Annotated in this window: 24 protein-coding genes; 16 read left to right on the top strand and 8 right to left on the bottom strand. The window is 71.1% G+C overall.

Going from position 1 to position 26,203, the window contains the following annotated elements; translation table 11 throughout:
- Positions 1-24: 24 nt before the first annotated feature.
- Positions 25-663, bottom strand: coding sequence for a DUF4241 domain-containing protein (locus ACGFIW_RS08950; protein WP_393312178.1), 639 nt, complete (start codon positions 661-663; stop codon positions 25-27).
- Positions 664-738: 75 nt separating this feature from the next.
- Positions 739-1,764, bottom strand: a complete 1,026-nt coding sequence (locus tag ACGFIW_RS08945) for a Ku protein (protein WP_393312176.1) — start codon at positions 1,762-1,764, stop codon at positions 739-741.
- An 85-nt stretch (positions 1,765-1,849) separates the two neighbouring features.
- Between ACGFIW_RS08945 and ligD (ACGFIW_RS08940) the strand changes: the two genes are divergently transcribed.
- Complete coding sequence (ligD, locus tag ACGFIW_RS08940) at positions 1,850-2,791, top strand: non-homologous end-joining DNA ligase (RefSeq protein ID WP_393312174.1); 942 nt, start codon at positions 1,850-1,852, stop codon at positions 2,789-2,791.
- On the top strand, positions 2,781-3,695 hold the full coding sequence (ligD, locus tag ACGFIW_RS08935) for a non-homologous end-joining DNA ligase (protein WP_393312172.1): 915 nt from the start codon (positions 2,781-2,783) through the stop codon (positions 3,693-3,695). Before ligD (ACGFIW_RS08940) ends, ligD (ACGFIW_RS08935) begins: the two co-directional genes overlap by 11 nt.
- 316 nt (positions 3,696-4,011) lie before the next feature.
- Here ligD (ACGFIW_RS08935) and ACGFIW_RS08930 read toward each other — a convergent pair whose 3' ends face one another.
- Complete coding sequence (locus tag ACGFIW_RS08930) at positions 4,012-5,139, bottom strand: hypothetical protein (protein WP_393312170.1); 1,128 nt, start codon at positions 5,137-5,139, stop codon at positions 4,012-4,014.
- Between the two features lie 138 nt (positions 5,140-5,277).
- Here ACGFIW_RS08930 and ACGFIW_RS08925 point away from each other — a divergent pair, with 138 nt between their 5' ends.
- Together ACGFIW_RS08925 and ACGFIW_RS08920 are read left to right on the top strand one after the other, a co-directional pair.
- Positions 5,278-6,030, top strand: coding sequence for a TIGR03089 family protein (locus tag ACGFIW_RS08925; protein ID WP_393312168.1), 753 nt, complete (start codon positions 5,278-5,280; stop codon positions 6,028-6,030).
- Positions 6,031-6,187: 157 nt separating this feature from the next.
- Positions 6,188-7,141 (top strand): zinc metalloprotease, encoded by a 954-nt coding sequence (locus ACGFIW_RS08920; RefSeq protein WP_393312166.1) that lies wholly within the window; start codon positions 6,188-6,190, stop codon positions 7,139-7,141.
- A gap of 123 nt (positions 7,142-7,264) precedes the next feature.
- Here the strand turns inward: ACGFIW_RS08920 and ACGFIW_RS08915 are convergent, their stop codons facing one another.
- Positions 7,265-7,750, bottom strand: coding sequence for a carboxymuconolactone decarboxylase family protein (locus ACGFIW_RS08915; RefSeq protein ID WP_387260042.1), 486 nt, complete (start codon positions 7,748-7,750; stop codon positions 7,265-7,267).
- Positions 7,751-7,919: 169 nt separating this feature from the next.
- On the opposite strand from ACGFIW_RS08915, the gene ACGFIW_RS08910 reads away from it, so the two are divergent.
- From ACGFIW_RS08910 to ACGFIW_RS08880, 7 genes are all read left to right on the top strand, one after another.
- Positions 7,920-8,834, top strand: coding sequence for an RNA polymerase sigma-70 factor (locus ACGFIW_RS08910; protein ID WP_393312164.1), 915 nt, complete (start codon positions 7,920-7,922; stop codon positions 8,832-8,834).
- Between the two features lie 352 nt (positions 8,835-9,186).
- Complete coding sequence (locus ACGFIW_RS08905; protein ID WP_393312770.1) at positions 9,187-9,396, top strand: winged helix-turn-helix domain-containing protein; 210 nt, start codon at positions 9,187-9,189, stop codon at positions 9,394-9,396.
- 35 nt (positions 9,397-9,431) lie between these two features.
- Entirely contained in the window at positions 9,432-9,584 is a 153-nt protein-coding gene (locus ACGFIW_RS08900; protein WP_393312162.1) for a hypothetical protein, read from the top strand.
- Entirely contained in the window at positions 9,584-9,928 is a 345-nt protein-coding gene (locus ACGFIW_RS08895; protein WP_393312160.1) for a type II toxin-antitoxin system HicB family antitoxin, read from the top strand. Before ACGFIW_RS08900 ends, ACGFIW_RS08895 begins: the two co-directional genes overlap by 1 nt.
- Positions 9,929-10,075: 147 nt before the next feature.
- Entirely contained in the window at positions 10,076-10,804 is a 729-nt protein-coding gene (locus ACGFIW_RS08890) for a hypothetical protein (protein WP_393312158.1), read from the top strand.
- Positions 10,805-10,956: 152 nt separating this feature from the next.
- Positions 10,957-15,888 carry a carbohydrate-binding protein gene (locus ACGFIW_RS08885; protein ID WP_393312156.1) on the top strand — a complete coding sequence of 1,644 codons (4,932 nt, stop codon included), beginning with the start codon at positions 10,957-10,959 and terminating at the stop codon, positions 15,886-15,888.
- A 266-nt stretch (positions 15,889-16,154) separates the two neighbouring features.
- Entirely contained in the window at positions 16,155-16,877 is a 723-nt protein-coding gene (locus ACGFIW_RS08880) for a hypothetical protein (protein ID WP_393312154.1), read from the top strand.
- A 126-nt stretch (positions 16,878-17,003) separates the two neighbouring features.
- Here ACGFIW_RS08880 and ACGFIW_RS08875 read toward each other — a convergent pair whose 3' ends face one another.
- On the bottom strand, positions 17,004-17,375 hold the full coding sequence (locus ACGFIW_RS08875; RefSeq protein WP_393312153.1) for a DUF4267 domain-containing protein: 372 nt from the start codon (positions 17,373-17,375) through the stop codon (positions 17,004-17,006).
- Positions 17,376-17,462: 87 nt separating this feature from the next.
- Between ACGFIW_RS08875 and ACGFIW_RS08870 the strand changes: the two genes are divergently transcribed.
- Complete coding sequence (locus ACGFIW_RS08870; RefSeq protein WP_393312152.1) at positions 17,463-18,035, top strand: TetR/AcrR family transcriptional regulator; 573 nt, start codon at positions 17,463-17,465, stop codon at positions 18,033-18,035.
- Between the two features lie 448 nt (positions 18,036-18,483).
- Here the strand turns inward: ACGFIW_RS08870 and ACGFIW_RS08865 are convergent, their stop codons facing one another.
- Positions 18,484-20,163 (bottom strand): DNA repair helicase XPB, encoded by a 1,680-nt coding sequence (locus tag ACGFIW_RS08865; protein ID WP_393312150.1) that lies wholly within the window; start codon positions 20,161-20,163, stop codon positions 18,484-18,486.
- Positions 20,164-20,336: 173 nt separating this feature from the next.
- On the opposite strand from ACGFIW_RS08865, the gene ACGFIW_RS08860 reads away from it, so the two are divergent.
- Both ACGFIW_RS08860 and ACGFIW_RS08855 read left to right on the top strand, forming a co-directional pair.
- Positions 20,337-21,224 (top strand): L,D-transpeptidase family protein, encoded by an 888-nt coding sequence (locus ACGFIW_RS08860; protein ID WP_393312148.1) that lies wholly within the window; start codon positions 20,337-20,339, stop codon positions 21,222-21,224.
- A gap of 97 nt (positions 21,225-21,321) precedes the next feature.
- Complete coding sequence (locus ACGFIW_RS08855) at positions 21,322-21,558, top strand: hypothetical protein (protein ID WP_393312146.1); 237 nt, start codon at positions 21,322-21,324, stop codon at positions 21,556-21,558.
- A gap of 30 nt (positions 21,559-21,588) precedes the next feature.
- On the opposite strand, the gene ACGFIW_RS08850 is transcribed toward ACGFIW_RS08855, so the two are convergent.
- Positions 21,589-24,075: a helicase-associated domain-containing protein gene (locus ACGFIW_RS08850; RefSeq protein ID WP_393312144.1), complete on the bottom strand. Its 2,487-nt coding sequence runs from the start codon at positions 24,073-24,075 to the stop codon at positions 21,589-21,591.
- Between the two features lie 84 nt (positions 24,076-24,159).
- Between ACGFIW_RS08850 and ACGFIW_RS08845 the strand changes: the two genes are divergently transcribed.
- Positions 24,160-24,783, top strand: a complete 624-nt coding sequence (locus ACGFIW_RS08845; protein ID WP_357072689.1) for an HAD family hydrolase — start codon at positions 24,160-24,162, stop codon at positions 24,781-24,783.
- Between the two features lie 27 nt (positions 24,784-24,810).
- A complete protein-coding gene (locus ACGFIW_RS08840) occupies positions 24,811-25,197 on the top strand; it encodes a cold-shock protein (protein WP_088986676.1) in 387 nt (128 codons plus the stop codon).
- Here the strand turns inward: ACGFIW_RS08840 and ACGFIW_RS08835 are convergent.
- Complete coding sequence (locus ACGFIW_RS08835; RefSeq protein ID WP_393312142.1) at positions 25,158-25,988, bottom strand: 1,4-dihydroxy-6-naphthoate synthase; 831 nt, start codon at positions 25,986-25,988, stop codon at positions 25,158-25,160. The genes ACGFIW_RS08840 and ACGFIW_RS08835 overlap by 40 nt on opposite strands.
- Between the last annotated feature and the right edge of the window lie 215 nt (positions 25,989-26,203).

The following is a 26,203-nucleotide window of genomic DNA, read 5'->3' as shown; positions in this document are numbered from 1 at the left end:
CGGTTCCGGTCTGTTCCCGGTCGGTTATTCCGGGACGACCATGAAGTCGGTCACGAACGAGGTGACCCGGCCGTCGGCGGCACGGCCGATCCAGGTGCCGTAGCAGCCGTCGCCCCAACCGGTGGCCACGGTGACGATGTTGGCACCGCTGGCCTCGTCGAGGACCGCGGTGATCAGACCTCGCACCGGCGACATCGGCAGCTCGACGGGGTTGAAGACCTCTTCGATCCGGTCCTCGTCCCAGCCTTCCAGGGCGGCGAGCGCGGTCGGGTCGGCGAGGGTGCCGGCACCGGCGTCCACCCCGTACCCGAAGTAGTCGTCCGCGCCCAGCGTGGCGACGTCCTGGTCGCCCGCGACGGCCAACTCCCAGTGGGTGGTCGGCTCGGCGGAGACGACCAACTCCAGGGCGGCCACCCGCCGGTCCACCTCGGCGTCCTCCCGGAGCACCACGGCCACCCAGGCGCGGGCGGCGTACCGCCCCGGCGGCACGGTCACCGTGAACGGCTCGGCCTCCGGGCAGACCAGCGGGTCACACCCGACCACCTGGCCGGTCGGGAGCACGACGTCACCCACCGGGTGGGCCTCGATCAGGTACGCGCCGTGCTGGTCGGTGAAACGGGCACCGGACGTCAACAACCGGTCCAGGTCAGGGGTGTACGGCATGAGGGCTCCTCCGGTGGCCAGCGGCCGGCGGAGCGTACCCAACCGGGCGGACACCGCCGTCGCTGCCGTACCCGGTCAGGCGCTCTTGCGGGGTGCGGTCTTGCGGGCGGCCGTCTTCTTCGCCGGCTCCGCCTTCTTCGCGGGGGTCTTCTTGGCGGCGGTCTTCTTCGCCGGCTCGGCGGCCTTCTTCTCGGCGGTCTTCTTCGCCGCGGTCTTCTTCGCGGGGGCCTTGGCCGCCTTCTTCTCCGCCGCCTTCTGCGCCGACCGGGCCGACGAGATGGGTGTCGGCTCGCCGCCACCCCCACCACGGGTGGGTTGCTCGCCGCGGGACGCCTTGGCCCGCTCCACCGAGGCCTTCAACGCGGCCATCAGGTCCACCGCCGCGGCCGGGGCCTCCTCGGCCTCCTCCGGCTGGACGACCTCCCGACCCTCCACCTTGGCGTCGATGACCTCCTGCAACGCGGCCCGGTAGTCGTCGGTGAACACGTCCGGCTCGAACTCGCCGGTCATCGAGTCGATCAGGGAACTGGCCATCGCCAACTCCGGCGGGCGCACCTTGAGGTCCTCGTCGAGGAAACCAAAATCCGGGGTACGGATCTCGTCCGGCCAGAGCATGGTGTTGAGCAGCAGCACACCCTCGCGGACCCGCAGCGTGGCGAGCTGCTCCCGCTGGCGCAACGCCACCTTGACGATGGCCACCCGCTCCGAGTCGATGAGCGCGTCGCGCAGCAGCACGTACGGCTTGGTGGCCGTGCCCTCCGGTTCGAGGAAATACGCCTTGTTGTAGAGGATCGGGTCGACCTGCTCGGCCGGGACGAACTCCAGCACGTCGATCGCGCGGGAGCTGGTCAGCGGCAGGTCGGCGAAGTCCTCGTCGGTGAGGATCACCATCTCGCCGCCGCCGATGTCGTAGCCCTTGGCGATGTCGTCGTAGGTGACCTCCTCGCCGCAGACCGAGCAGGTGCGCTTGTAGCGGATCCGGCCGCCGTCCTCACGGTGCACCTGGTGGAACCGGATGTCCTTCTCCTCGGTCGCGGAGTAGAGCTTCACCCCGATCGAGACGAGCCCGAACGACACGGCTCCCTTCCAGATGGCACGCATCCTGCGCTCCCTTCCCCGGTATCGACCATGCTCGCATCCGGAAGAACCGGACGCGAGGTGTTCGGCCTGCTACTACAGTCGGGTCGTGCCCGGCGCGCCGCTCAAGCCGATGCTCGCGATGACCGGGCCGCTCCCGGCGGGTGCCGGCTGGGCGTACGAGTTCAAGTGGGACGGGGTCCGCGCGCTCGCCGACATCTCCGGTGGCGACCAGCACCTGTATGCCCGCTCTGGCGTGGAGATCACCGCCGCGTACCCCGAGCTGGCCACGCTGCCCGAGCAGGTCGACGACGCGCTGCTCGACGGCGAGGTGGTGTTGCTCGGCGAGGGTGGGCAGCCGTCGTTCACCGCGCTGGCCGAGCGGATGCACGTGCGGGACCGGAACAGGGCGGCCCGGTTGGCGGCGATCCTGCCGGTGACGTACATGATCTTCGACGTGCTCCGCCTGAACGGCGACGACCTGACCGGCTGGCCGTACGAGCGCAGGCGGGAGGCCCTGGACGCCCTCGCCCTCGGTGGCCTCCGCTGGGCGGTGCCACCGGTCTTCTCCGACGGCCCGGCCACCTACGAGGCGGCCGGCGAGCACGGCCTGGAGGGGGTGATGGCCAAGCGGGTCGGTGCCGTCTACCGCCCGGGGGTGCGCTCGCCGGACTGGGTGAAGGTCAAGCTGGAGGTGACCGGCGACTTCGTCATCGGCGGCTGGCGACCAGGCGCGCGCCGGATCGGCGGGCTGCTGGTTGGCGTGCCCGGCCCGGACGGCCGGCTGATCTACCGGGGGCGGGTCGGCGGCGGGATCGGCGCGGCCCTCGAACGGCAACTCCTCGCCGAGCTGGAGCCGCTGCGCTCCGGCGTGTCCCCGTTCGCGCCGGGTGTGCCGCGCGAGGATGCCCGGAACGCCATCTGGGTAGAACCCCGGGTGGTGGTGGAGGTGAAGTACGGCCAGCGCACCCCGGACGGCCGGCTGCGTTTCCCCCGGGTGCTGCGGTTGCGCCCGGACAAACCTCCGGAGGAGGTCGACGATGCCGGCTGAACGGCTACGGGTGGACGTCGAGGGTCGCCCGCTGGAGCTTTCCAACCTGGACAAGGTGCTCTACCCGGCGGCCGGCTTCACCAAGGGCGAGGTCATCGACTACTACACCCGCATCTCGCCGGTGCTGCTGCCGCACCTGCGCGACCGGCCGGTGACCCGTATCCGCTTTCCCAACGGAGTCGACGACAAGTCGTTCTTCGAGAAGAACACGCCGGCCGCGACCCCGGACTGGGTGCGCGTCGAAAATCTGCCCGCGCCCGGGTCGACGAAGGGCCGGGAGACCATCGACTACGTGGTCGCCGACGACCTGCCCACCCTGGTCTGGCTGGCCAACCTGGCCGCGTTGGAGCTGCACACGCCGCAGTGGAAGGTCGGCGAACACCCGGACATGATGGTCGTCGACCTGGACCCGGGGCCGCCGGCCGGGCTGGCCGAGTGCTGCCCGGTGGCGGTGCTGATGCGCGACCGGCTCGCCGACGACGGCATCGAGTCGTACCCGAAGACGTCCGGCAAGAAGGGCATGCAGCTCTGCTGCCCGATCGCCGGCACCCAGTCCTCCGATGACGTCTCCGCGTACGCCCGGCGGATCGCCCAGGAGTTGGAGAAGGAGCACCCGAAGCTGATCGTGTCGAAGATGGCGAAGAACCTGCGCCCCGGCAAGGTCTTCATCGACTGGAGTCAGAACAACGCGGCGAAGACCACCGTGGCCCCGTACTCGCTGCGGGCCCAGTCGGTGCCGTCGGTGTCGACGCCGCTGACCTGGGACGAGGTCGAGGCCGGCGCCCGCGGCCGGAGACCGGCCGTCCGCCAGTTCACCGCCGCCGAGGTCCTGGCCCGGGTCGAGGAGTACGACGACCTGCTCGCCCCCCTGCTCGACGGCGGCCCGGAACTGCCCGCCCGCTGACTGCCGGTTGACGATGGATTCCCCGGATGGGCGGGGGCGGCACCCGCAACAGAGTGTTACGGGCATCGGCGGGCCGCGCAGGCCGCGCACCCACCTTTGCTCTGCTTACCTATCTGCACCACCCTGTTGAGCTGGGACCTCATGACGGCCGCCCGGTCGAGGGGTGGAAACTGTCCTCACGGGGAGTGCCTGTCGCATATAGGTAAGCAGAGCAAAGGTTCTGGGCGGGCGGTGGCCAGCACCGGGGTCGCCGGATGTGATCGGCCGACGCCCACCGCGAGAGGCGGACGCCGGCCGAGGTGGAACGGGCGGTGGGTCAGTTGCGGCCGAAGACCTCGTGGACAGTCGGCGAGGCACCGCGCAGCCGCCACCAGGCACCCACGATCAGGGCGACCGTGACGACGGTGACCGCGATGTCGCCGGCCAGGGCCGCCGCCGGGCTCGCCGGGGAGTACGGCGGCACCAGGTACGCGAACGCGGCGGCCATGACCAGCCCCGCGGTGCCTGCAACAAGCACGTGCCGCTGCCCCCAGCCGTTCTGGGACGACCAGTACGCGACAAGCCCTCCGGCTACGGCGGCGAGCGAGAGCGCGACGATCATCCCCGACCAGCCGGGCGTCAGGTCGGAGCCGAGGCGGACGAGGACGACGGGCAGACCGACCCAGAGCGGGTGCGGTGCCCGACGGGCCCGGCGCGGACGAGGGTGCCGCCAGCGGGGCAGCACCGCGACAGCGACCAGGGCGAGGACCACCACGGCGGCGAAGGCCAGTTGGAGCGAGCTGGCCAGAAAGCCCTTCCGGCCGTTGCTGTCGGAGAAGATCAACAGGCTGCCGAGCAGGTAGAGCACGCCCACCACGGCGAGACCGGGCCGGCCCAGCCATGGCCGCAGCCGCCGTTCCGGCCCGAGGAACGACTCGATGAGCACGATCGGCGCGCAGATCGTCAGCACGATGTGGTTGCCCACGTAGTCGAACGCCTGCCGGAGGCTGAAGTCGAGCCCCGGCACCAGCGTCGCCTCGGCGGCGGCCCGGGTGTCGGCGTACTGGGTGTCGTCGAGGAAGTCGCCGTTGAACAACGACTGGTCGACCAGCCCGGCCTGGAGTACGCCGAACGCGGCGGCGAGCAGCACGATCGTCGGCCAACCCGCGCCGAGGTGCCGGGCGGTCTCCCGGATCAGGAGCGCCGCGCCGCCGTACATCGGGCCCAGGAAGATCAGCACCGGGAGGAAGTCGTCGATGGCGAAGCCACCCCACGAGCACTCGGCCGCCCACGGCGCGAGCAGCAGCAACGCGATCACCGGCAGGAGCCGCCGACGCAGCGGCAGCCGGCCAGCGGCGCCAGGCCGGTCAGTGGCGCCAGGCCGGTCAGTGGCGCCAGGCCGGTCAGTGGCGCCAGGCCGGTCGGTGGTGGCGGGGCCGTCGGCGGGGTCGGGGCCGGTGGGCACGGGCGCTCCTCGGTGTTTCGGGGGTCACCTGCACCGTGCGCCGGTCGGCCGGCCACCCGATACGGCCATCCGGCGACGACCGGCGCGACCAAAGTCGTTGAGTACTGTGGTGCCGACGTCGACCCGGGGAGTGTGGAGATGCAGCCAACCGTCACGGCCGACCTGGCGGCCCGGCCCGTCGAGGCCGAGCAGCCCCTGCTCAGTTACCGCGACGAGGCGACCGGCGAGCGTGTCGACCTGACCGCTCAACAGGTCGGCCAGTGGGCGGCGCGCAGCGCGAGCCTGCTGCGGGACGGCTGCCGGCTCGGCCCCGGCAGCCGCGTAGCGGTGCTGCTGCCGCCGCACTGGCGTACCGCCGCGGTGTTGTTGGGCGCGTGGGCATGCGGCCTGGCGGTGTCGTTCCGGCCGCGCGCCACGGCGGGCCTGCCGGTGCTCGAACCGGGCGGTGACCGGCCGTTCGACGCGGTCCTCGTGACTCCCGAGCGGCAGGACGACTGGCTGGAGGACGTGCCGGACGCCCCGCACCGCTATCTCGTCGGCACCGGCCCGGGGCGGTTGGCCGACGTGCCGCTGGGCTGGTTGGACTGGTCCGCCGAGGTGCTCCGCCACCCCGACGTCACGCCCGACCACACCGCCATCCACCCGTCGGACCCGGCCACCGCGGACGGCACCACCTACGGCCAGTGGGGTGCGATCGCCCGGGAGTACGCGACGATGCTGGGCCTGCGTGCCGGCGATCGACTGCTTGTCGACGCCGCCGAGCACGAGGAGCCCCTGAAGTGGCTGCTCGCGCCGCTCTCGGCCGGTGCGTCAGTGGTGATCAGCGCCAACCTCGACCCGGCCCGACGGGACACGATCGTCGCCGCCGAGCGGGTGACCCGGGTCCTCTGAAGACACCGGACCAGCCAAACAGCGCCTGTCGAACCTGTTTCGTTACATCGGCATCTGCCCTGCTCAGAGGGTCTTTTGTCGATGCCGTCGGCGTGTTCTCATACCCGAACAACGACGTCATCGACCGCGCACCGCTCCCTCACCGAAAGGTGCACCGATGCACAGGAGATCGACCTTCCGACTGGCGGTCCTCACCGCCACCGCCGCGACGTTCCTGGCCTCCGGCGGCGCCTCCGGGGCACTCGCCACGGCCGCCCCCGCGACCGCCTCCCCGGGTGTGACGGCCTGCGAACCGGGCGCCGACGCGCACAGCGCCGCCCGGGTCGCCCAGGGCGCCACCGCGCAGGAGCCGGAGCTGTACTCGAAGAACGAGGCCAACGCCTACGGCGTGATCAAGGACGCGCCGCGCCTGCCCAACGGCAGCGTCACCATCCCGACGGTCTTCCACATGGTCTCCGACCACCCCCTCACCGCCGCCGAGACGACCAGGTGGAACACCCTGATCGCGGCCCAGATGACGGTGCTCAACGACTCGTACGCCGGCCGTACGGCGGGCGACGCCTCGGACACCCCGTTCCGGTTCTCGCTCGTCGACACCACGTTCACGGTGAACAGCGCCTGGTACACGGTCGAGCCGGGCAAGAACGAGCGCGACATGAAGAAGGCCCTCTACACCGGCGACTCCCGCACGCTGAACGTGTACGCGGCCAACATCGGCGGCGGCCTGCTCGGCTGGGCGTACTTCCCGAAGGGCTACAACAACGGCCGCGACTACATCGACGGGGTGGTGATGCTCGACGAGTCGATGCCGGGCGGCACGGCCGGCAAGTACGCCCTCGGTGACACGTTGACGCACGAGGTCGGACACTGGCTGATGCTGGAGCACACCTTCGCGCACGGCTGCTCCGCGTCCGGCGACTTCGTCGCGGACACCCCGCGCGAGGCGGCACCGCAGTTCGACTGCCCGGTAGGCGCGGACACCTGCACCGCGCCGGGGCTGGACCCGATCCACAACTTCATGGACTACACGCAGGACTCCTGCATGAACATGTTCACCGCGGGCCAGGCGGACCGGATGAGCGACGCCTGGGTGGCCTTCCGCGCCGGCTGACGCAGGCGTTGTCGGGGGCTGGCGGGTCGCGACCAGCGCAGCGTCGGCCCCCACATCGCCTCCGCTGATGGTCGGCGTGCCCGGTCCAGGGTCGGATGATCCCGGACCGGGCACGCCTCCCGTTCAGTCGAACGCGGCAGCGAACATGCCCGGCTCGTACGAACCGCCCCGCTGGTGCACGATCACGGCGAGCCGGTTGGCCGCGTTGATCAGGGCGACCAGGGCGACCAGCGCGGCGATCTGGTCGTCGTCGTAGTGCTTGCGCACCTGAGCCCAGGTCTCGTCGGACACCCCCTGGTGGGCGTCGGCGAGCCGGGTGCCCTCCTCGGCGAGCGCCAGCGCGGCCTGCTCGGCCTCGGTGAAGACGGTGGCCTCACGCCAGGCGGCCACCAGGTTCAGCCGGACCGCGCTCTCACCGGCCGCCACCGCCTCCTTGGTGTGCATGTCGATGCACCAGCCGCAGCCGTTGATCTGGCTGGCCCGCAGCGACACCAGCTCCTGCGTGGACTGCGGCAGCGACGACCGCTGGATCACCTGGCCGGCGTTCGCGAACCGCTTGAAGAACTTCATCGCGGTCTCGTTGTCGAACATGTTGAATCGGGCGTCCATGGTTCCGTCCTTCACTCGCATCGTTCGATCGGACGACCATGAGATGCCGGCCATCCCCGATCTGTGACGGCGCGGCCGGGGTGACGACCGCCACAGGCCGCAGGTGTCACAGATTGACCGGGTCCGGCATCTGATGGGCGACGCAGTCGATAGCGAACAGGAGTCACCCATGGTGGGCACGCCGCAGACCGCCGCCGACGACAGCCCGGACCGGGCCACCGAGGCGTTCCTCGCCCACCGCAACCTGCTCTTCACCGTCGCGTACGAAATGCTCGGCTCGGCCGCCGACGCGGAGGACGTACTCCAGGAAACCTGGCTGCGATGGGCGGGCGTCGACCTGGGCACGGTCCACGACCAGCGTGCCTACCTGGTCCGCATCACCACCCGGCAGTCACTCATCCGGCTGCGGACGCTCGGCCGCCGCAAGGAGTCCTACGTCGGCTCCTGGCTGCCCGAGCCGCTGCTCACCGCCCCCGACGTGGCCGAGGACATTGCGCTGGCCGACAGCGTCTCGATGGCCATGCTGCTGGTGCTGGAAACCCTCGCGCCGACCGAACGCGCCGTGTTCGTGCTGCGCGAGGTGTTCGACCTGGGGTACGACGAGATCGCCGAAGCGGTCGAGAAGAGCCCCGCCGCCGTCCGCCAGATCACCCACCGTGCCCGCGCGCACGTCGCCGCGCGCCGACCCCGCCAGGTCGTGTCCTCGGCCGAGACCCGGAGCGCGCTTGACGCGTTTCAGCGGGCCATCGAAACCGGCGACCTCCAGAGCCTGCTCGACATCCTCGCGCCGGACGTCGTCCTCCTCGGCGACGGCGGCGGCGTCAAACAGGCCGTCCCGCGGCCCGTCCTCGGCGCCGACAAGGTGGCCCGCCTGCTGGCCGGCGGGTGGAGCAAGGTCCCGGGCGTCACCTCGCTGCGGCCAGCGCAGGTCAACGGCCACCCGGCACTGATCGTCCACCTCGACGGCGAGCTGGACACCGTCGTGGCCCTGCGCATCGACGACGGCCTCGTCACCGGGATCTACGCCGTGCGCAATCCCGCGAAGCTGTCACACATGGAGCGGGAGACGGTCCTGAGTCGCTGACCCTGGTCACCCGGTCGCCCAGCGGCGCCGCCGGTTGCGGGCGGCGGAGACCGCCCCACCCTGCGACCGCAGCCTTCATCGGCGTACGGCGGCAGGGCCGCGCCGGGGGAGCGCGGAGGGTGGAGTCTCGGCGGCGATGCGAGACCGGTACGAGAGGCGCCAACCGACCGCAGCAGCACCGCATCACCGAGGGTGACGGTATTGCTACTGAGTCACCTATGTCAAACGTGTCTCCGAGTCAGCTACCCACTTATGTCACTCGTGCTACATGTGTTGCCTGCGTCGAAACGGCTGATCAATACTGGCTGGGCCAACCGACTGCAAGGGGCCCCACGTGCCTATCCCGCCCACGATGGACGAACTGCTCGACGCGCTCTCGGAAAAGATCAAGGACGGGACGTACCCGCCTGGGTCGCAGCTTCCTTCTGGGCGGGCGTTGGCGGATGCGTACGACGTCTCGCAGTCGACGATCAGCCGGGCGGTGGCGAGGCTGCGGAAGCAGGGCGTGCTGGTCGGCCGCCCAGGGCGCGGCGTCTTCGTCGCCGAGTCCACCCGCCGCTGACACCCCGCCAGCCCTAGTTGTTCTGCCCAGAGAGGTTGGGGACGCGGCAGGCCGGCACCTCCCACGCGCTGTTCAAGATGCCCTGGCCGGGCGACCCACGCGTCAACATCCAGAACGACCACGGGAAGGCCAAGGCGTACCAGGTACGGCAATTGCTCAAGGCGATCGACAAGAAGGAGGCCATGTGATGCAGACCGATCCCCGTCCTGACGTGTCCCACTACACCTACCGCGTTACGTGGTCGGTCCAGGACCGCGAGTTCGTCGCCACCTGCGCTGAGTTCCCGTCCCTCTCCTGGCTGGCACCTTCACAGATCGAGGCTCTGCAAAGTCTCCAGGATCTACTGCGTGAAGTGATCACGGACATGGAGGAGCAGGGCGAGGCGGTGCCGCAGCCGTTCGCCGAGCGCAGCTACTCGGGCAAGTTCAACCTGCGCGTCGGCGAGAGCCTGCACCGCGAGCTGGCCATCCACGCCGCCGAGGATGGCATGAGCCTCAACCAGTACGTCCTACGGAAGCTCAGCGCCGCCTGAGGAGAGTTCAGTTGATCAACTAACTGTTCATCCCCGCTGCGCTCGTTTCTCATCAAGCTCGCCTGGCGAGTTCGCCGACGGCCGGCAGGGTCACTGAACGGCTGCGCCCACCGGCGTGCCACAGCATCTGTAGACCGGAGCGCTGGCATGCCCTCAACCGCACGGTGGCCCCGCCGCGTCGTGATATCGGTGGCGTTCACCCTCACCCTGCTCGCCACGGCGGTACCCGCGAACGCCCACCCGTACGGCTATCCGCAGACCGTGACCATCGCGGCGGACGCGATCCGTCCCGAGGTGGTGCGCCTGACGTGGAAGGCGGGCGGCGTCGACGAGCTGACCCTGCTCGGCGTCCACCTCGGCCTGTTGCCGCAGGACCGCGTCCTGCTCGACGGGGCTGTCGACACCCGGGACTCGGACGGGACCGTGCTCGCGTCGTCGGCGCAGTTCGCGACCTATCTGCTCCGGCAGATCACGCTCAGCAGCGACGGTCACGCGTGCGCCGGCACCCTCGGCAAGGCCAGCGATCCAGCCGCGTCCGGTGTGGACGTCGACTACACCTGCCCGGCTCCGGTCGGCGTCGCCCGCATCGAGATCCGGATGCTGAGCGACCTCGACCCCGCGTACCGCACGGTGGCGACCGGGCCGCAGGGCAAACGCCAGGTGTACGGCCCCGACGCGTACTCCCACGACTGGGTGCTCGGCGGCGCGTCCGCCACGAGCGCGGCGAGTGTGGCGAGCGCGGCCGACCACGGCCCCGCCACCGCCTGGAAGGTCGCCAGGAGCGTCGGCCCCCTGCTGCTCGTCGCGGGCGTCGTCTCGCTGCTGCGACGCCTGGTACGTCGCCGGCGGGTCGCCCCCTCCCGACCGTCGTCCTGAGACCGGCCACCCGCTCTGGCCTCCCTTGCCCGCCGCGGTCGGCATTCCGGTGCTCGGCGTGGGCGGTTCCTCGCACCCAACAAAGGAGAAACCTCGCCATGACGCACGCACCACGTGCGCGTAGGAAGCGAACACGCGGACTTCTGTCCGCGGTGGCGCTCCTGCTCATTGCCGGACCGGCGACGACCCTCGGCCCCACCCCCGCCGGAGCAGAGACGGTCCCGACCAGCGGTAACGCGCCGCTGATCAGCCTGCACGACGGGCAGAACATCGAGGGTAGGGTCCCCGTCGTCGTCGAGCCGGTCACCGAGAACGACTCGGTGACCACCCTCGCCGTCGACGGTGACCGGATCGGCGCCGACAAGACCGCCGGCACCGCCCACTTCGCCTTCGAGATGGGCGGCAACGGCACCGAGGCCCGCTACCGCAATTACATCACCGTCAACGGTCACACCGCCGAGGCCGACCGGGTCTACCTCCCGGACATCCCGGGTGGTCAGGTCGGCACCCTCGACTTTCCCGGCGACTGGTTGCAGGCCGGCACGAACACCGTCACCGTCCAGGCCGGAGCGAACTGGGTCGACACGACCACGAAGACCGCCGTCGGCTACGAGGAGTTGCCGAACGGTGAGGGTGGCCGCTGCCCCAACTACGACGACTACGCGTTGAGCAGCATCAGTCTCAGCCTGCTCGGCGTGGTCGCCGACGGCGAGCAGAACCTGTTCAGCTACAGCTTCGGCGACGGCACCTGCGGCAGCTCCACGAAGCTGCTCAACCAGGCCCTGACCTTCGTCATCTCCGGCGAGCCGGGCAGCACGTCCGGCCTGCGTACCGACCTGGACACCACGAAGCTGACAAACGGTACGCACACGGTCAGCGCGACCACCCAATCGGGCGCGAAGACGTCCGTGACTGTCGACGTCAACAACTCGCCGGCCGGCGCGGCGGTCGTCACCCCCGGTGACGGTGCCCGTATCCGTGGCACGCGTCCGGTCATCGCCGCGCTGCCCACCGGCGGCAGGGACCACGTCGAGTCGCTGGCCATCGACGACAAGCCCGCCGAGAACGCGGAGGCGTTGGCCACCGGCACCGCCACCCTCGGCCTCCGGGTCGAGGCCGGCAACTCCGTCGAGGCCCGCTACCAGAACTACGCGCTGGTCAACGGCCACCGGGTCGATCTCGGCGGCGACTACGGCGCCACCGGAGCGGAGGACGTCAGGCTGGCGTTTCCGACCCGGTTCCTGCACCTCGGCGACAACGTCGTCGAGGTGCGGACCGGCGACTACAACGGCACTCTCAACGGTGCGACCTGCGCCAACCATGATGACTTCACCCTCACCCGGGAGGCGACGAGCCTCGCGCTGAGCACCGCGGGCACGGTGACGGCCGGCACCACGTACCTCGTCACCACGAGCGGCACGACCGTGACGAAGGCGGAGACGACCGCCGCCGCGCTGGCGCTGGGCGACGGGACGTGTGCCGCCAACAGAGACGCGGAGTTCCACTTCACCATCGCGGACGCCCCGACGACGCGTACCGTCGACACCCTCGGTAGCGGGGGCGACGCGCACCTGAAGGTGTTCGTCGGCGGCAACGGCAGCGACAACGGGTACGACAACAGGGTGCTGGTCAACGGCATCCCGCTGGAGATCGGGATGTGGGAGAAGGAGGTCGCCGACCTGACCTTCCCGAACGAGTGGCTGGTGCCCGGTGTCAACGCCGTCGAGTTCGTCGCCGGCAACGACCATGGCAGTGCCAAGCCGGGCGGCTGCGACAACTACGACGACTTCACCCTGCGGGACTTCGAGCTGCTGCCGACAGGTGCGAAGGCTACCCAGCTGACCCGCTCGATCGCGCAGACGACCGTCACGATCGGTTCGGGGACCTACCCGCCCGGTTCGCAGGTGACCACGTACCTCGGCGACGGCACCTGTGGCAGCAGCTACAACGCGGTGCTGACCAAGATGGTCCTGTTCGACGTGACCGCTCCGGACGGCGCGGCGCTGCCGGCGCTGGGCAAGCGCGCGGACGTGGACACGACGACTGTCGCGGACGGTGCCCACACCATCAGGGCGGTCGTCGGGGACAAGACCTCGACGCGGCGCTTCACCACCGACAACACCGCACCGGAGATCGAGAGCAGTGTCCCGGCTGCCGGGCAGCGGCTGACCTCGACAGTCGCGCTCAACGTCAAGGTCAAGGACGCCTCCGGCGTCGCCGGTACGCCGGTCATCACGCTGGACGGCGCGCCCGTCAGGCAGGGTGACCAGATCGGCCACGGCCTACCGGCCGGTGCGCACACCATCGCGCTGACGGCGACCGACGCGCTCGGCAACACGGCCACCCGCGAGGTGCGGTTCAGCAGCGCCAGCATCCCGGACGTCCCGACCGAGCTGAACTCGACGGTCAAGGGCACCGACCCGCTCTCGGCGGAACTCTCCGCCCGGATCCCGGGTGCCGAGGGTGTCGGGCTGACCGCCACCTTCACCAAGGCCGACGTGGTCCTGCCGACGGGTGGTTACCAGGGCGAGGCGGCCGACGTGCCGACCACGCTCGACGTCCAGCACGACAAGAGCGTGGACGTCGCCTCGCTGCGCCCGCTCGACGGCGCGACGATCGACACCCCGTCCAGCCGTGGGGTGATCTTCCAGCGGTACGACCTGCCGCTGGGCGCGACCAAGCAGGAGCCGACGCTGCGCTGGTCGGGCACCATCGACCCGGCGCGGATCGTGGCGCTGCGGGCCTGGAACCCGGCCACCGGGAAGTGGGTCGTGCTGACCAGCTCACGTGGTCAGGCCGGGCAGGACACCGTCCTGACCGCGCAGGTCGAGGCCGGCTACCGCGACGGCGCTGTGGTGCACGTGCTGGTCACCGGCGAGGACCCGTTCGCCGACGACCTGTCCCCGCACGACGAGTCGGCGCAGAACGACAAGGACCGCTTCGAGGACCCGGCGTCGTACGACTTCTCGCTGGCGCACTTCACCGACACCCAGTACGTCACCGAGGGTGCGGCCGGCGGAACGTACGACGACTTCGACGGCAACGCCGAGCCCTCCGACGTCGAGACGGCCGAGGAGCAGGCGATCTGGTCGGCCGCGTACCGCGACCAGATGCAGTGGATCGCCGACAACGCCGACAGCCGCAAGATCGCGTACGCCGCGCACACCGGCGACGTCATCGAGAACGACTACTACGACCCACTCGCCAAGAACCCGGACGGCACACTGAAGCGGCCCGGCCTGCACGAGCAGGTGGAGAAGGAACTGGCCACCGCCTCGGGTTTCCAGAAGATCCTCGACGACAACGGCGTGGTCAACCAGGTGATCGCGGGTAACCACGACGACCAGTTGGGTGCCGAGACGGGCCCCACGTCCCGGTTCAGCCGGACCTTCAGTGCCGACCGGTACTACGGGACGGCGAAGTCCTGGCCGAAGGGCACCGAATACCACGCGTGGGACGAGGTGACCAAGGCCGACGGGTCCGTCACGCCGGGCAAGGACAACCAGAACAACTACCTGCTCTTCTCCGCCGGTGGTCTGGACTTCGTCGCGGTCGGCCTGTCGTACGGTGTGACGCCGGCCGAGGCCAAGTGGGCCGACTCGATCTTCAAGCGGTACCGGGACCGCAACGGGATCCTGCTCTCCCACGACTACCTGAAGCCGTCGGCCAACCCGGACGGCCGTGGGGCGGACTTCTCCGCGCCGGACGGCTCGCCGCTGTTCAAGCAGGTCGTCGAGACCAACCCGAACGTGTTCCTGGTCCTCGCCGGCCACGAGCACGGGGTCGGCACCAACCTGAAGTCGAAGATCGGCGTCACGGTCAGCCACGACGTCGTCGAGCTGCTGGCGGATTACCAGTTCTACACGGTCACCGCCGCCGAGCTGTGGCCGAAACAGGTCGCGGCCGACGGCACCATCGACGTCAACGGTGACGGCAAGCCGGACCACAAGGCCACCGACAGGCTTCAGTTCGGGGCGAGCTTCCTGCGACTGCTCCAGTTCGACGTGGACCGGGCCGAGATGCACATCGACACGTACTCGCCGTTCCTGAAGAACTTCGGCGCGACCGAGTACGACATCCGCCAGGACGGCAGCCAGCCCAAGCCGCGCTACAACGGCTCGGAGGACAACCTGACCCTGCCGGTGGACCTCACCACCCGCAAAACCTCGTTCAGCACCGACTCGCTGGCCGCGTACGTGCCGTCCGGCACGATCGGCACCGACGAGGTCACCTCGAACGGTGTCGCCACGGCAACCTGGGACAAGCTCCTGCCCGGCATCTCGTACGGCTGGATCGTCTCCGCCAGGAGCGCCGACGGCGGCGAGGCGGTGGCCCAGCCGGCGGTGTTCACGACCGCCAAGCGGGTCCCGACGATGACCGTCACCACCGCCCCGACCGACTGGGGCACCGCGGCGACGGTGACCGTGCGGGTCACGGCCGGCAGCACGCCGGTCACCGGTGCGGTGGAGTTGCGCGAGGGTACGACCGTCCGCGGCTCGACCACGGTGACCAACGGCGTCGCGACGTTCACCCTCCCGGTGGGCCTCGCAGGCGGCCAGCACACGCTGACCGCGTCGTACGCGGGCGACGACCACCTGACGGCGGTGCAGGCCACCACCACCCTGACGGTGATCCTGCCGGCGCAGTGGAGTTCGTCGACCGTCTACAACGACGGGGACCGGGTCACCTACGAGGGCCGGGTCTTCCGGGCCTCCTGGTACACGAAGAACCAGAAGCCGGGTGCCGACCCCAACGGCGCGTGGCAGGAAATCGCCATGACCGAGGACGGCACGGCGATCTGGACCGCGTCGCGGGTCTTCAACTCGGGCGACTACGCCATGTACGACGGCAGGAAGTGGCGGGCGCAGTGGTACACCCGCAACCAGAAGCCGGGCGACCGCAACGGCTCCTGGGAGGAGATCGCCCCCACGCCGCCGGACAACAGCCCGGCGGCCTGGACGCTCACCAAGGTCTACAACGCCGGAGACCGGGTTTCCTTCAAGGGTCACGTCTACGAGGCGAAGTGGTGGACCCGCGGCCAGGAGCCCGGTGACAAGTCCGGTCCCTGGAAGCTGATCAAGTAGTCAGGTCCGCGTGGACGCCGGCCCGGGACCGATCGCTGGTCCCGGGCCGGCGCGCTCCTCGGATTGATCAACTCGGTCTCCGTGAAGCCGGGGTATCCACGCGCCTCGGACACCGCGACTTCCGGAAAGCCGAGTCGATCAGCTGTCTCACCCTTCCGAGGGAGTCCCTGCGATCCGCCGTCGCCCCGCTTGGCCTGCTCATACGCTTCGCCGGAGGCAGGCCCGCCGTCGGAGCGCCCGCCCTTGTGCACTGTGGCGGAGGGGCGATGGCGTCGAGGCGTACACATCGGATGCTGTTGTCGGTCGTGGCCGGCGGGCTGTTCGCCCTCGGTGTGGTCGCGCCCGGCCCGGCCGCCGCGCCCCTGCCCCGCGCGGCCCAGGCCGACGTCCCTACCGTGCCCGTGCCGCGCGAGCCGCGCCCGCCGCTGCTGCCGGCGGACTTCCGGGGCACCGGCCGGTACGTCGTGCGCGACCTCGGCATCGACGTGCCGTTCACCTGGCAGGGCCGCGACGGCAACAGCCAGATGATCGCCGGCGGCCCGGAGCACCCGATCTGGTTCACGAACCTGATCTACGAGAACACCCTCTACACGCTCACCTACAAATGGCCGAACATCCCGCTGTTCCCGCCGCGCCCGTGCAGCAAGGTGCCGGGGTTCTTCAATCGGCAGATCTTCAACGACAAGCTGAAGACCGCCCGCTACGTCGGGCCGGAGATCCTCCAGGGGGAGAAGGACCGGCACGTCGACCACTGGCGGGTCGGGGTCGTCGGCGGCTCGACCGTGCCGGGGGAGTTCTTCCGGTTCCCGCTGGCGCTCGGTGACATCTACGTCGACCAGCGGGACTCGACCCGGTGGTGGCAGGTCTTGCAGTTCGGCCTGCAGAACCTCTTCGACCCCGAGCTGGACGAGTGGTTCACGATGGACACCTTCGACCTCCACCCCGGCGAGGTCACCCTCCCCGACCGCTGCCCACCCCCCACCCCCTGACCGATCCACCCCCCACCCCGGCCCCCCACCCCGGCCCCCCCGGCCCGGTGATCATGAGGTTTGCGTCACCGATCGGCCCGTTGATGACGCAAACCTCATGATCACCGGGTGGGGGTGGCGGGGGCGTTAGAGGGCGAACAGCAGGGCTGCGTCCAGGAGGACCACTGTGGCGGTCGCGAAGTGGATGCCGAAGGCCACGGCCTTCGTTCCGCCGTTGCGGAGCACGATGAGGGTGTCGCCCAGCGGGACGAGCGCGACGATCAGCATGAACCACGCGACCGCGTCGGCCGAAGTGAAGGCGATCAGGGCGAGGCCGATCAGCCCGAAGGTGAGATCCTTCAGCCCTTTGACCGTCAGGTAGGCCGGATCGCCGTCCGGCCGGGCCGGTACGCCGTACCCGGCGGCTGCGGCCTGCGGCACCAGCAGGAACCGCGCACCGATGAAGACGACGAAGAGGCTGAGCACGACGGCGAGCCCGTAGGCGAGGGGTGACAACATAGTCCGCTCCAGTTCCTAGCGTTGCTAGATATAGGAGCGACGCTAGCGGATCGGTGGCAGATTTGCTAGCGGTGCTAGGGTTTTGTCATGTCGACTCAGACGCGCCGGGAGCGCGAGCGGGCGGAACGGGAACGGGCCATCGTCGCCGCCGCCCGGGACCTGGCCCTGGCCGAGGGCTGGGACGCCGTCACCACCCGGCGGCTCGCTGCCGAGATCGAATACAGCCAGCCCGTCCTCTACAGCCACTTCAAGGGCAAGGACGCCATCATGGCGGCGGTCGCCGTCGAGGGCTTCGACGAGCTGGCCACCGCCCTGGCCGCGGCCCGAACCTCGGCCGCCGACCCCCGGCAGGCCGTCGCCGACGTCGCCGCGGCGTACACCGCCTTCGCCGAACGGCGGCCTGCCCTCTACGACGCGATGTTCACCCTCGCCGTGGACCTGCCGTTCGCCAGCCAGGACGTCCCGACCGACCTCGCCCGGGGCTTCGCCGAGCTGGCCGACGCGGTACGTCCCATCGCCGGTGACGACGACCTGGAGGCGGTCACCGAGACGTTCTGGAGCGGCCTGCACGGGCTGGTCACGCTGATGCGCAGCGGTCGACTCCGCCGCGCCGACCACGACCGGCGACTAGCGGTGCTGGTGGACCGCTTCTCCCGCTGACGTCAGGGCTGACCGACTCGTCGTCCGCACGGCGCGAGGGGGTCGATCGGCAGGGCGCACCGCGTCCGTCCGCCGACTGATCGAGCGGGCCGCGAGGCGGCCGGCCGCCGCCACCGGCGTCGTCCAGGGGCGCACCGCGTCCGTCCGCCGGCTGATCGAGCGGGCCCGGACGAGCGCCGACGAACTCGCCTGCGCAGAGCGTCACCTGTCGGCCTCGGGTGAGCGTCGCTCTCCTTGATCCGCGCAACTACAGGGATGTTGCTGCCTCCTGGCGCGCGGAGGCAGCAACATCAGGGAAGGTGTGCGGCTCTTGGGTCGGCTCGCGCCTTGGTCAACTCGGGTTTCAGGAAGGCGGGGTGTCGGGGCGCTCGGGACGCCCCGGTTTTCAGGAATCCGAGTCGATCAAGGCGTCACGGCGCCGAGCGCACCACGGCGCCGAGCGGGCGGGTCAGTCGACGGTCGGGAGGGGCGGGCCGAGGACGTCGTCGGCGTCGACGATCGTGTACGCGTACCCCTGCTCGGCGAGGAAGCGCTGCCGGTGTGCCGCGTACTCGGTGTCGATCGTGTCCCGGGAGACCACCGTGTAGAAGTGCGCCTGCCGGCCGTCCGCCTTCGGGCGGAGCACCCGACCGAGCCGCTGCGCCTCCTCCTGGCGTGACCCGAACGTCCCGGACACCTGGATCGCCACCGCCGCCTCGGGCAGGTCGATCGAGAAGTTGCCCACCTTGGAGATGACGAGGGTCCGCAACGAGCCGGACCGGAACGCGTCGAACAGCCGCTCCCGCTCCTTGTTGGTGGTCGAGCCCTGGATGATCGGCGCGTCCAGATATTCGCCGAGTTGGTGTAGCTGGTCGATGTACGCGCCGATCACCAACACCTGATCCTCGGGGTGCCGCTGCACCAGCGCGCGAACCACCGGCAGCTTCGTGCGGGCGGTCGCCGCCATCCGGTAGCGCTCCTCGGCCTCCGCCGTCGCGTATGACATTCGCTCCGCGTCGGTCAGGGTCACCCGGACCTCGGTGCACTCGGCCGGGGCGATCCAGCCCTGCGACTCGATGTCCTTCCACGGCGCGTCGTAGCGCTTCGGGCCGATCAGGCTGAACACGTCACCCTCGCGGCCGTCCTCGCGTACCAGTGTCGCGGTGAGGCCCAGCCGGCGGCGGGCCTGGAGGTCCGCGGTGAACCGGAAGATCGGCGCGGGCAGCAGGTGCACCTCGTCGTAGACGACCAGGCCCCAGTCGCGGGCCCCGAACAGGTCCAGGTGGGTGAACGCGCCGCCACGCCGCGAGGTGAGCACCTGGTACGTGGCGATGGTGACCGGGCGGATCTCCTTGCGCTCGCCGGAGTATTCCCCGATCTCCTCCTCGGTCAGCGACGTACGGGCGATCAGCTCCCGCTTCCACTGCCGGCCCGCGACGGTGTTGGTGACCAGGATCAGCGTGGTCGCCTTCGCCTCGGCCATCGCCGCCGCGCCGACCAGGGTCTTGCCGGCGCCACAGGGCAGCACCACCACACCCGACCCGCCGGCCCAGAACGCCTCGACGGCCTCCCGCTGGTACGACCGCAGCGTCCACGGCTTGCGCCCGTCCTTGCCGGCCTCGGCCAGCTCGATCGGGTGCGCCTCACCGTCCACGTAGCCGGCCAGATCCTCCGCCGGCCAGCCCAGCTTGAGCAGGGCCTGCTTGAGTCGGCCGCGCTCGGACGGGTGCACCCGGATCGTGTCGTCGTCGATCTTGTCGCCGAGCATCCCGGCGAGTTTCTTGCTCTTCGCCACCTCGATCAGCACCAGCCGGTCCAGTGCGCGCAGCACCAACCCGTGCGCCGGGTCGTTGGCGAGCTGGAGCCGGCCGTACCGGTCCATCGTCTCGGCCACGTCGACGAGCAGCGCGTGCGGCACCGGGTAGCGCGAGTACTTGAGCAGCGAGTCGACCACACCCTCCGCGTCGTGACCCGCCGCCCGGGCGTTCCACAGGCCCAGCGGGGTCAGCCGATAGGTGTGCACGTGCTCGGGGGAGCGCTCCAGCTCGGCGAACGGCGCGATCGCCATCCGGCAGGCCTGCGCGTCAGGGTGGTCGATCTCCAGCAGCAGCGTCTTGTCCGACTGCACGATCAGTGGTCCACCGCTCACGCCAGCGTCCTCTCCTCGGTTGGTCGTCCGGCTGGGACGGGTCGCATACCCGCCGCTGGCCGACCATCCAGTGTTGCACGATGTGGGATCCGCGAAGAAAGATGCGCACCGGGCGCAACCGTGACGGCACTCACGAACGTCTAGTAAGGGAACGACGGCCAGGGGGAGGTTCCATGAGGTGTGCCCGGATCTCCTCCCGGCTGGTCGCTCTGGTGGTGGTTGTGCTGGTCGGCGCCGGTGCGTGCGCGTTCGATCCGCAGGCCGGTGGGAGTGGTGGCGGGGGAGCCGCCCCAGCCGGTGCGGCGGAACAGGCAACGGGGGCGAGCGCTACGCCCGGCCCGGACCAGCGCGACCGGCCCACACCGGCCGCACCCAGCCCGACGCCGAAGGCATCCCGGCCCCCGGCGCCGAAACCCACCCGCAGCGCGACGCCGAAGCCGACCACCAGCACCGGTACGCCGACGGTTGCCGGCTGCCCCCAGGGGCAGCACCAGCGTGAGGTGGAGACCTACCTGGCCCGACTGGGCGGGTTCGGGGCCGTGACCGTGGACGGCCGGCAGTCCGCCGCCGACTGCGCCGCGATCAAGAAGTTCCAGAAGAGGTACGGCATCCGCCCCGTCGAGGGTCGCGCCGGGCCAACCACCCACGACGTGGCCCGGCGCCTCGCCACCACCGACCCGAAACGGTGCGGGGCCGGCACGGGCACCACGTTCTGCGTGGACCTGACCCGGCAGACCGTCTGGGCGGTCCGCGGCGGCAAGGTGATCATGTCGCCGACGGTGACCCGCACCGGCATGTCCGGCTACCGCACCCCGGCCGGCACGTTCACCGTCAACTTTCGCAACCCGAAGGAGTGGTCCGACCCGTACGAGGTGTGGCTGCCGTACTGGCAGCACTTCACCTCGGGGATGGGCTTCCACGAGACCACCACCTACCTGCACGACACGTCGATCGGTTCGCACGGCTGCGTCAACCTGCTGCACGTCGACGCCGTCCGGATGTGGGAGCTGGGCAGGGTCGGCACCCGAGTGGTGCTGATCGGCCGCCGCCCCGGCACCTGACCGACACGGAGCGAATCACCGGGATAACCCCCTGTCCGACAGGTCCTTCGAGTGTCACGCTGGGAGGCCAGGGCTGGACCGGGCGGGGAGGCTGGGCATGACGGTCGACCGTGAGGTGATCCCAGAGCACGAACAAACACCACCCGACGAGGTGTCCCGCGCGACGGTGATCGCCTACGCCGTCGCCGCGACGCTCCTCGTCGGGTGGTTCCTCTTCGGCTGGCTGGTGCTGCGGCAGGGCTTCGTCGACTCGGTCGGGGAGTCCGCCGGCGCCGGCTTCGCGCTGCTACTGGTCATCTCGGTGATCGGCACCGTCCGCCGCAGCCGCCGCTGACCGACCGGGCCGGCGGCGGCATCGCCCCGCTCAGTCCGCAAGCACCGCCGCGGTGATCCGGTGCAGCGCGAACGTGTGCAGCATTTCGGTCCGTTCGTCCTCGGCGCGGAGGTAGCCGGCACCGATCGACACCGGCTTGACCAGCCGCGACGCGGTCGCCCCGTGGGCGTCGACGTACCCGACCCAGACCAGCGCCTTGTCGCGCACCGCCTGCTGGAGCACCGCCAGGGCCTCACTGTGCGTGTGCGCCGGCACCGGGCCGCCGCCCAACCCCGCCGCCCCGCCCCGCACCACCGCCGGTGCCCGTCGGGCCGCCCGCGCCGCCGCGTCACCCCGCCGGATGTGCTCCACCACCCCGAGCAGCCGGGGCATGGGCAGCTTCGGGGCGGCCAGCGGATCGAGTGTCCGGGTGGTCACCGACACCCGGGCCGGCGCCCGCCGGATCCGAGGCCGGGCCAGCACGGTGCTGCCGGTGCCGTCCTCCTGCACCGGAGCGAACCCGGCGTCGCGCAACGCACCCAACAACCGGCCAACCTGGTACGGCGTACACAACACCGTCGGCGCGAGCCGGCGCAGCGTCAACGACTCCAACCGGCGGTCGGCGAGCACCTCGCTGATCAGGGTCTCGTCGTCACTGCGCAGGTACGCCCCGGCCAGCCCGACCCGCAGCCCGCCGTGCTTGCGGGCCACGTCGTCCACCAGATAGGTGAGCCCCTGCGGCACCGGGGTACGCGACCGTCGCCGGAACACGTCGTGCAGGTCGTCGGCCGTATAGCCGGAATCCAGCGCCCGTCGCACGCTCGCCGTGGTGACCCGGTGCACGCTGGCCCCGCCGGCCGATTCGAGCTCGGTCATCGCCTCCAACTCGGCGGCGAGCGCCGGTTCGGGTGGGCCGGGCACCACCACGGTCAGGTCGGCCTGCACCAGGAAGTGGTCGACCGGGGCGGGCAGCAGCGCGTCCAGGGCCCGGGCGGCACTGGACGGGTCACCGCTCTCCACGTCGGCGTGCACGCCCAGCGGGTCGTCGTCACCCCGCTCATCGGCCGACGTCAGGTCACCCAGCAGCAGCCGACCGTACGAGGTGAGCGCCCCCAGCCCGGTCACGCCCAACTGCGCGGCCTCGGCCAGCACCTCGCGGTGGGCGGCGTCCCGGCCCCGGCTGCGCCGCGGTGCCCGCCAGTCCAGCAACTCCTGCACCTCCTCGGGGGTGGGAGCGGTCGCCGGCTCCAGGTCGGCGAGCACACCGAGCACCGCCCGCCGGGTGGCCGGCGCGCTGGCCCGTTCGGCCTCGGCGGAGAGCGCGGTGATGGGCCGGTCCCGGTCGTCGCGCCGGCCGACCAGACCCACCTGCCGGCTCATGGTCAGCCAGGCTCGGGCGAGCTGCTCCCACCGCTGGGCCAGCGAGGCGGCCCGCCACACCTCGTACCCGCCGGTCGGCAGCACCTGCTGGTCCGCCCCGTACCGGCTGGTGGTCGCACCGGGCATCTCCAGCTCACCCGCGAGCCCCGCCGCGTACGCCACTTCTAGCAGCAGCGCCGCGGTCGGCTCGTCCAGCCCGCCGGTGCGGGCCAACCGACGCAGGTCCCGCACACCGATGCCGCCCGAGCGAAGCACCGGCGCGGGCTCGTCGGCGAGTTGTTCCAGCAGCCCTTCGGTGTGTCGGACCACCTCCATCGTCTGCCCGGCGCCGGCCGAGTCGACAGCCTTCGCCTCACGGGGCGCGGCGGCGACCGGCGGTGGGCTGGTGCGCAGCGGCCCGAGCGGCCCGCTGTCGCGGCGGAGCAGCAGGCCGACCTCCCGGGGCAACTCCACGGTGCCGCTGGCCGTCGACGAGCCGGTCGTCACGGGGACCAGGAGCCGGTTGTCGACGAGCCAGCGCACCGGGGAGCCGGTCGGGGCGCCACCATTCGTCGGGTCGGAGAGCACCGGGTCGGCCGCGCCCAGCGGTGGTGCCTGCAGAGCGCCCGGCGGCACGCTGCCCACCGGTGGGCCGGCCGCCAACCGGTCCAGGATCGCCCGGGCCGAGGGTGGGGCGGCGAGCAGCGTCCGTCGTAGTTTCGCCGGGTCCGCGCAGAGCGCGGCCGTGCGCGGGTCCAGCTCCGCGGCTGGCCGGCCGAGCCCGGCAGGGTACGGGGCGACTTCGTCGACGGCGGGCACCACCTGTAGCGCGTGCTCCGGGCCGTACAGCAGAAAGAGTGCCCGCAGCCGGCCCACGGCGGCCCGGATGGCCGTCGGAGCGGGCGGGTGCGGCCCGGCGGTCGCCATGGCGAGCACGGCGTCGGTGGCCGTGGTGCCGTCGTCCGGGTTCCGGGTGAGGCGGGCGGCGTCGAGGATCTGGAGGGTGAACTGGTCCAGCCCGTCCAGCGCGCGCGCCACCGAGACCCGGGACTGGGCCCGGATGGCCAGGGCGGAGACGTCGGCCGGCACGGGCACGACGAGGTCGGGCCGCAGTTGGAGGAGCGCGGCCAGTGACTCGTCGGGCAGCGACCGCAGGTGGTCGGCGAGTGAGGTGGTCATCGTCTTTCCACGCTAGCCCGGCAGTGGGCTCTCGCGCCCCTCGGACGTCCGGCCGAGTGGGGGTCACCGGGTAGGTTTCTCGACATGCCCGCACTGACCGTCGGATTCGATCTCGACATGACCCTGGTGGATTCCCGCCCCGGCATCGCGGCGGCCTACCGGGCGCTGACGGCGAGGACGGGCGTGCCGGTGGACGCGGAGCTGGCGGTGTCGCGGCTCGGGCCACCGCTGCGCACCGAGATCGCGCACTGGTTCCCGCCGGAGCAGGTCGAGTCGGCCGTACGGGCGTACCGCGAGCTGTATCCGGCGTACGCGATCACCCCGACGGTCCCGTTGCCGGGCGCGCGGGAGGCCATCGACGCGATCCGGGCTCGGGGCGGCCGTGTGCTCGTCGTCACGTCGAAGATGGGTCGGCTGGCCCGGCTGCACCTGGACCACCTCGGCCTCACCGTCGACGAGTTGGCCGGTGACCTGTTCGCCGAGCAGAAGGCGACGGCCCTGCGGGAGCATGACGCGACCCACTACGTCGGTGACCACGTGGCGGACATGGTCGCGGCGGCGACCGCCGGGGTGCCCGGCATCGGTGTCGCGACCGGCCCGTGCTCCCGCGATGAGCTGCGCGCGGCCGGGGCGAGGGTGGTGCTGGACGATCTCAGTGAATTCCCGGCGGCGCTCGACGGCATGATCCAGCTAGCCTTGGAGCAGTAGCGGCTCAAGTGAAGCAGGGGTTCTCAGGTGCCTACGGGGCGAGTGAAGTGGTACGACACGGCCAAGGGGTATGGCTTCGTCACCAGTGACGAGGGCGGCGACGTGTTCCTGCCCAAGGGCGCGCTGCCGGCGGGTGTCACCGACCTCAAGGGTGGTCAACGGGTCGACTTCAGCGTGGTGGACAGTCGTCGGGGCGCACAGGCCATGGGAGTCAAGCTGCTGGACGCGCCGCCGTCGATGGCGGAGTTGCGCCGTCGGCCGGCCGAGGAGCTGCACGGCCTCGTCGAAGACATGATCAAGGTGCTGGAGGCGAAGGTCCAGCCGGACCTGCGCCGGGGTCGGTACCCGGACAAGAAGACGGCGCAGAAGATCGCTCAGCTGGTCCACGCGGTCGCACGCGAGCTGGAGGTCTGAGGCACCAGGCCGGCGGTGGCGGCCCGGTCGAGCAGTGCCGCCACCGCGGCGAAACCGGCCTCGCCGAGGTCCGCGGTGAACTCGTTGACGTAGAGGCCGATGTGCCGGTCCACCACGTCGAGTTCCATCTCCTGGGCATGCGCCAGCACGTACTCCCGGCTGGCCGCCGGGTCCGCCCAGGCCTGCCGGACCGACTCACGGACCCAGCCGGCCGCGGCCGCCGGGTCCACCGCGCCGCGTCGGGCCAAGATCGCGCCGAGGGGAATGGGCAGGCCGGTGTCGGCCTCCCACCACTCGCCGAGGTCGACGAGGGCGCTCAGGCCGTGCCGGTGGTAGGTGAACCGGGCCTCGTGGATGACCAACCCGGCGTCGTAGCGGCCAGCCGCGACGCCCGGCATGATCTCGTGGAACGGCACCACCTCGATGCGGGCCGGTGGCCGTCCGGCCGACCAGAGCCGAAACAGCAGGTACGCGGTGGTCCGGTCGCCCGGCACGGCCACCGTGGCGCCGGTCAGGTCGGTGCGGTCGCCCTTGGTGAGCACCAGGGGACCGCAGCCACGACCGAGCGCGCCGCCGCAGGGCAGCAGGTGGTAGTCGTCGAGCAGCCAGGGCAACGCCGCGAAGCTCACCTTCACCAGGTCGAACGCGCCCTTTTCGGCGGCCGTGTTGGTGACGTCCACGTCGGCGTACGTCACCTCGACCGGCGGCGCGCCCGGCACCCGCCCGTGCACCAGGGCGTGAAAGACGAACGTGTCGTTGGGGCAGGGCGAGATCGCCAGAGAGAGCGCCACGCCCCCACGTTATCCCCGCCCCCGCGCGTTCGGTCGGCGCGGTCTGGTGCCTGTGATCTGTCGGGCACTCGCTGTCTGTCCGCGAGCCGCCGCCAGACCGGCCGCCGACTCACCGCCGGTCTCCGGCGCCCCGATCGCCGGTTGTCCGCGAGCCGTCGCGGGGCTCGGTCGTCACCTCTGCTCCCTGTAGAGCTGCCCCACCTGTGGGGCGCGCC

Source organism: Micromonospora sp. NPDC048935 (assembly GCF_043197875.1).
Classification (GTDB): Bacteria; Actinomycetota; Actinomycetes; order Mycobacteriales; family Micromonosporaceae; genus Micromonospora.
This window is presented reverse-complemented; position numbering and strand designations above follow the sequence as displayed.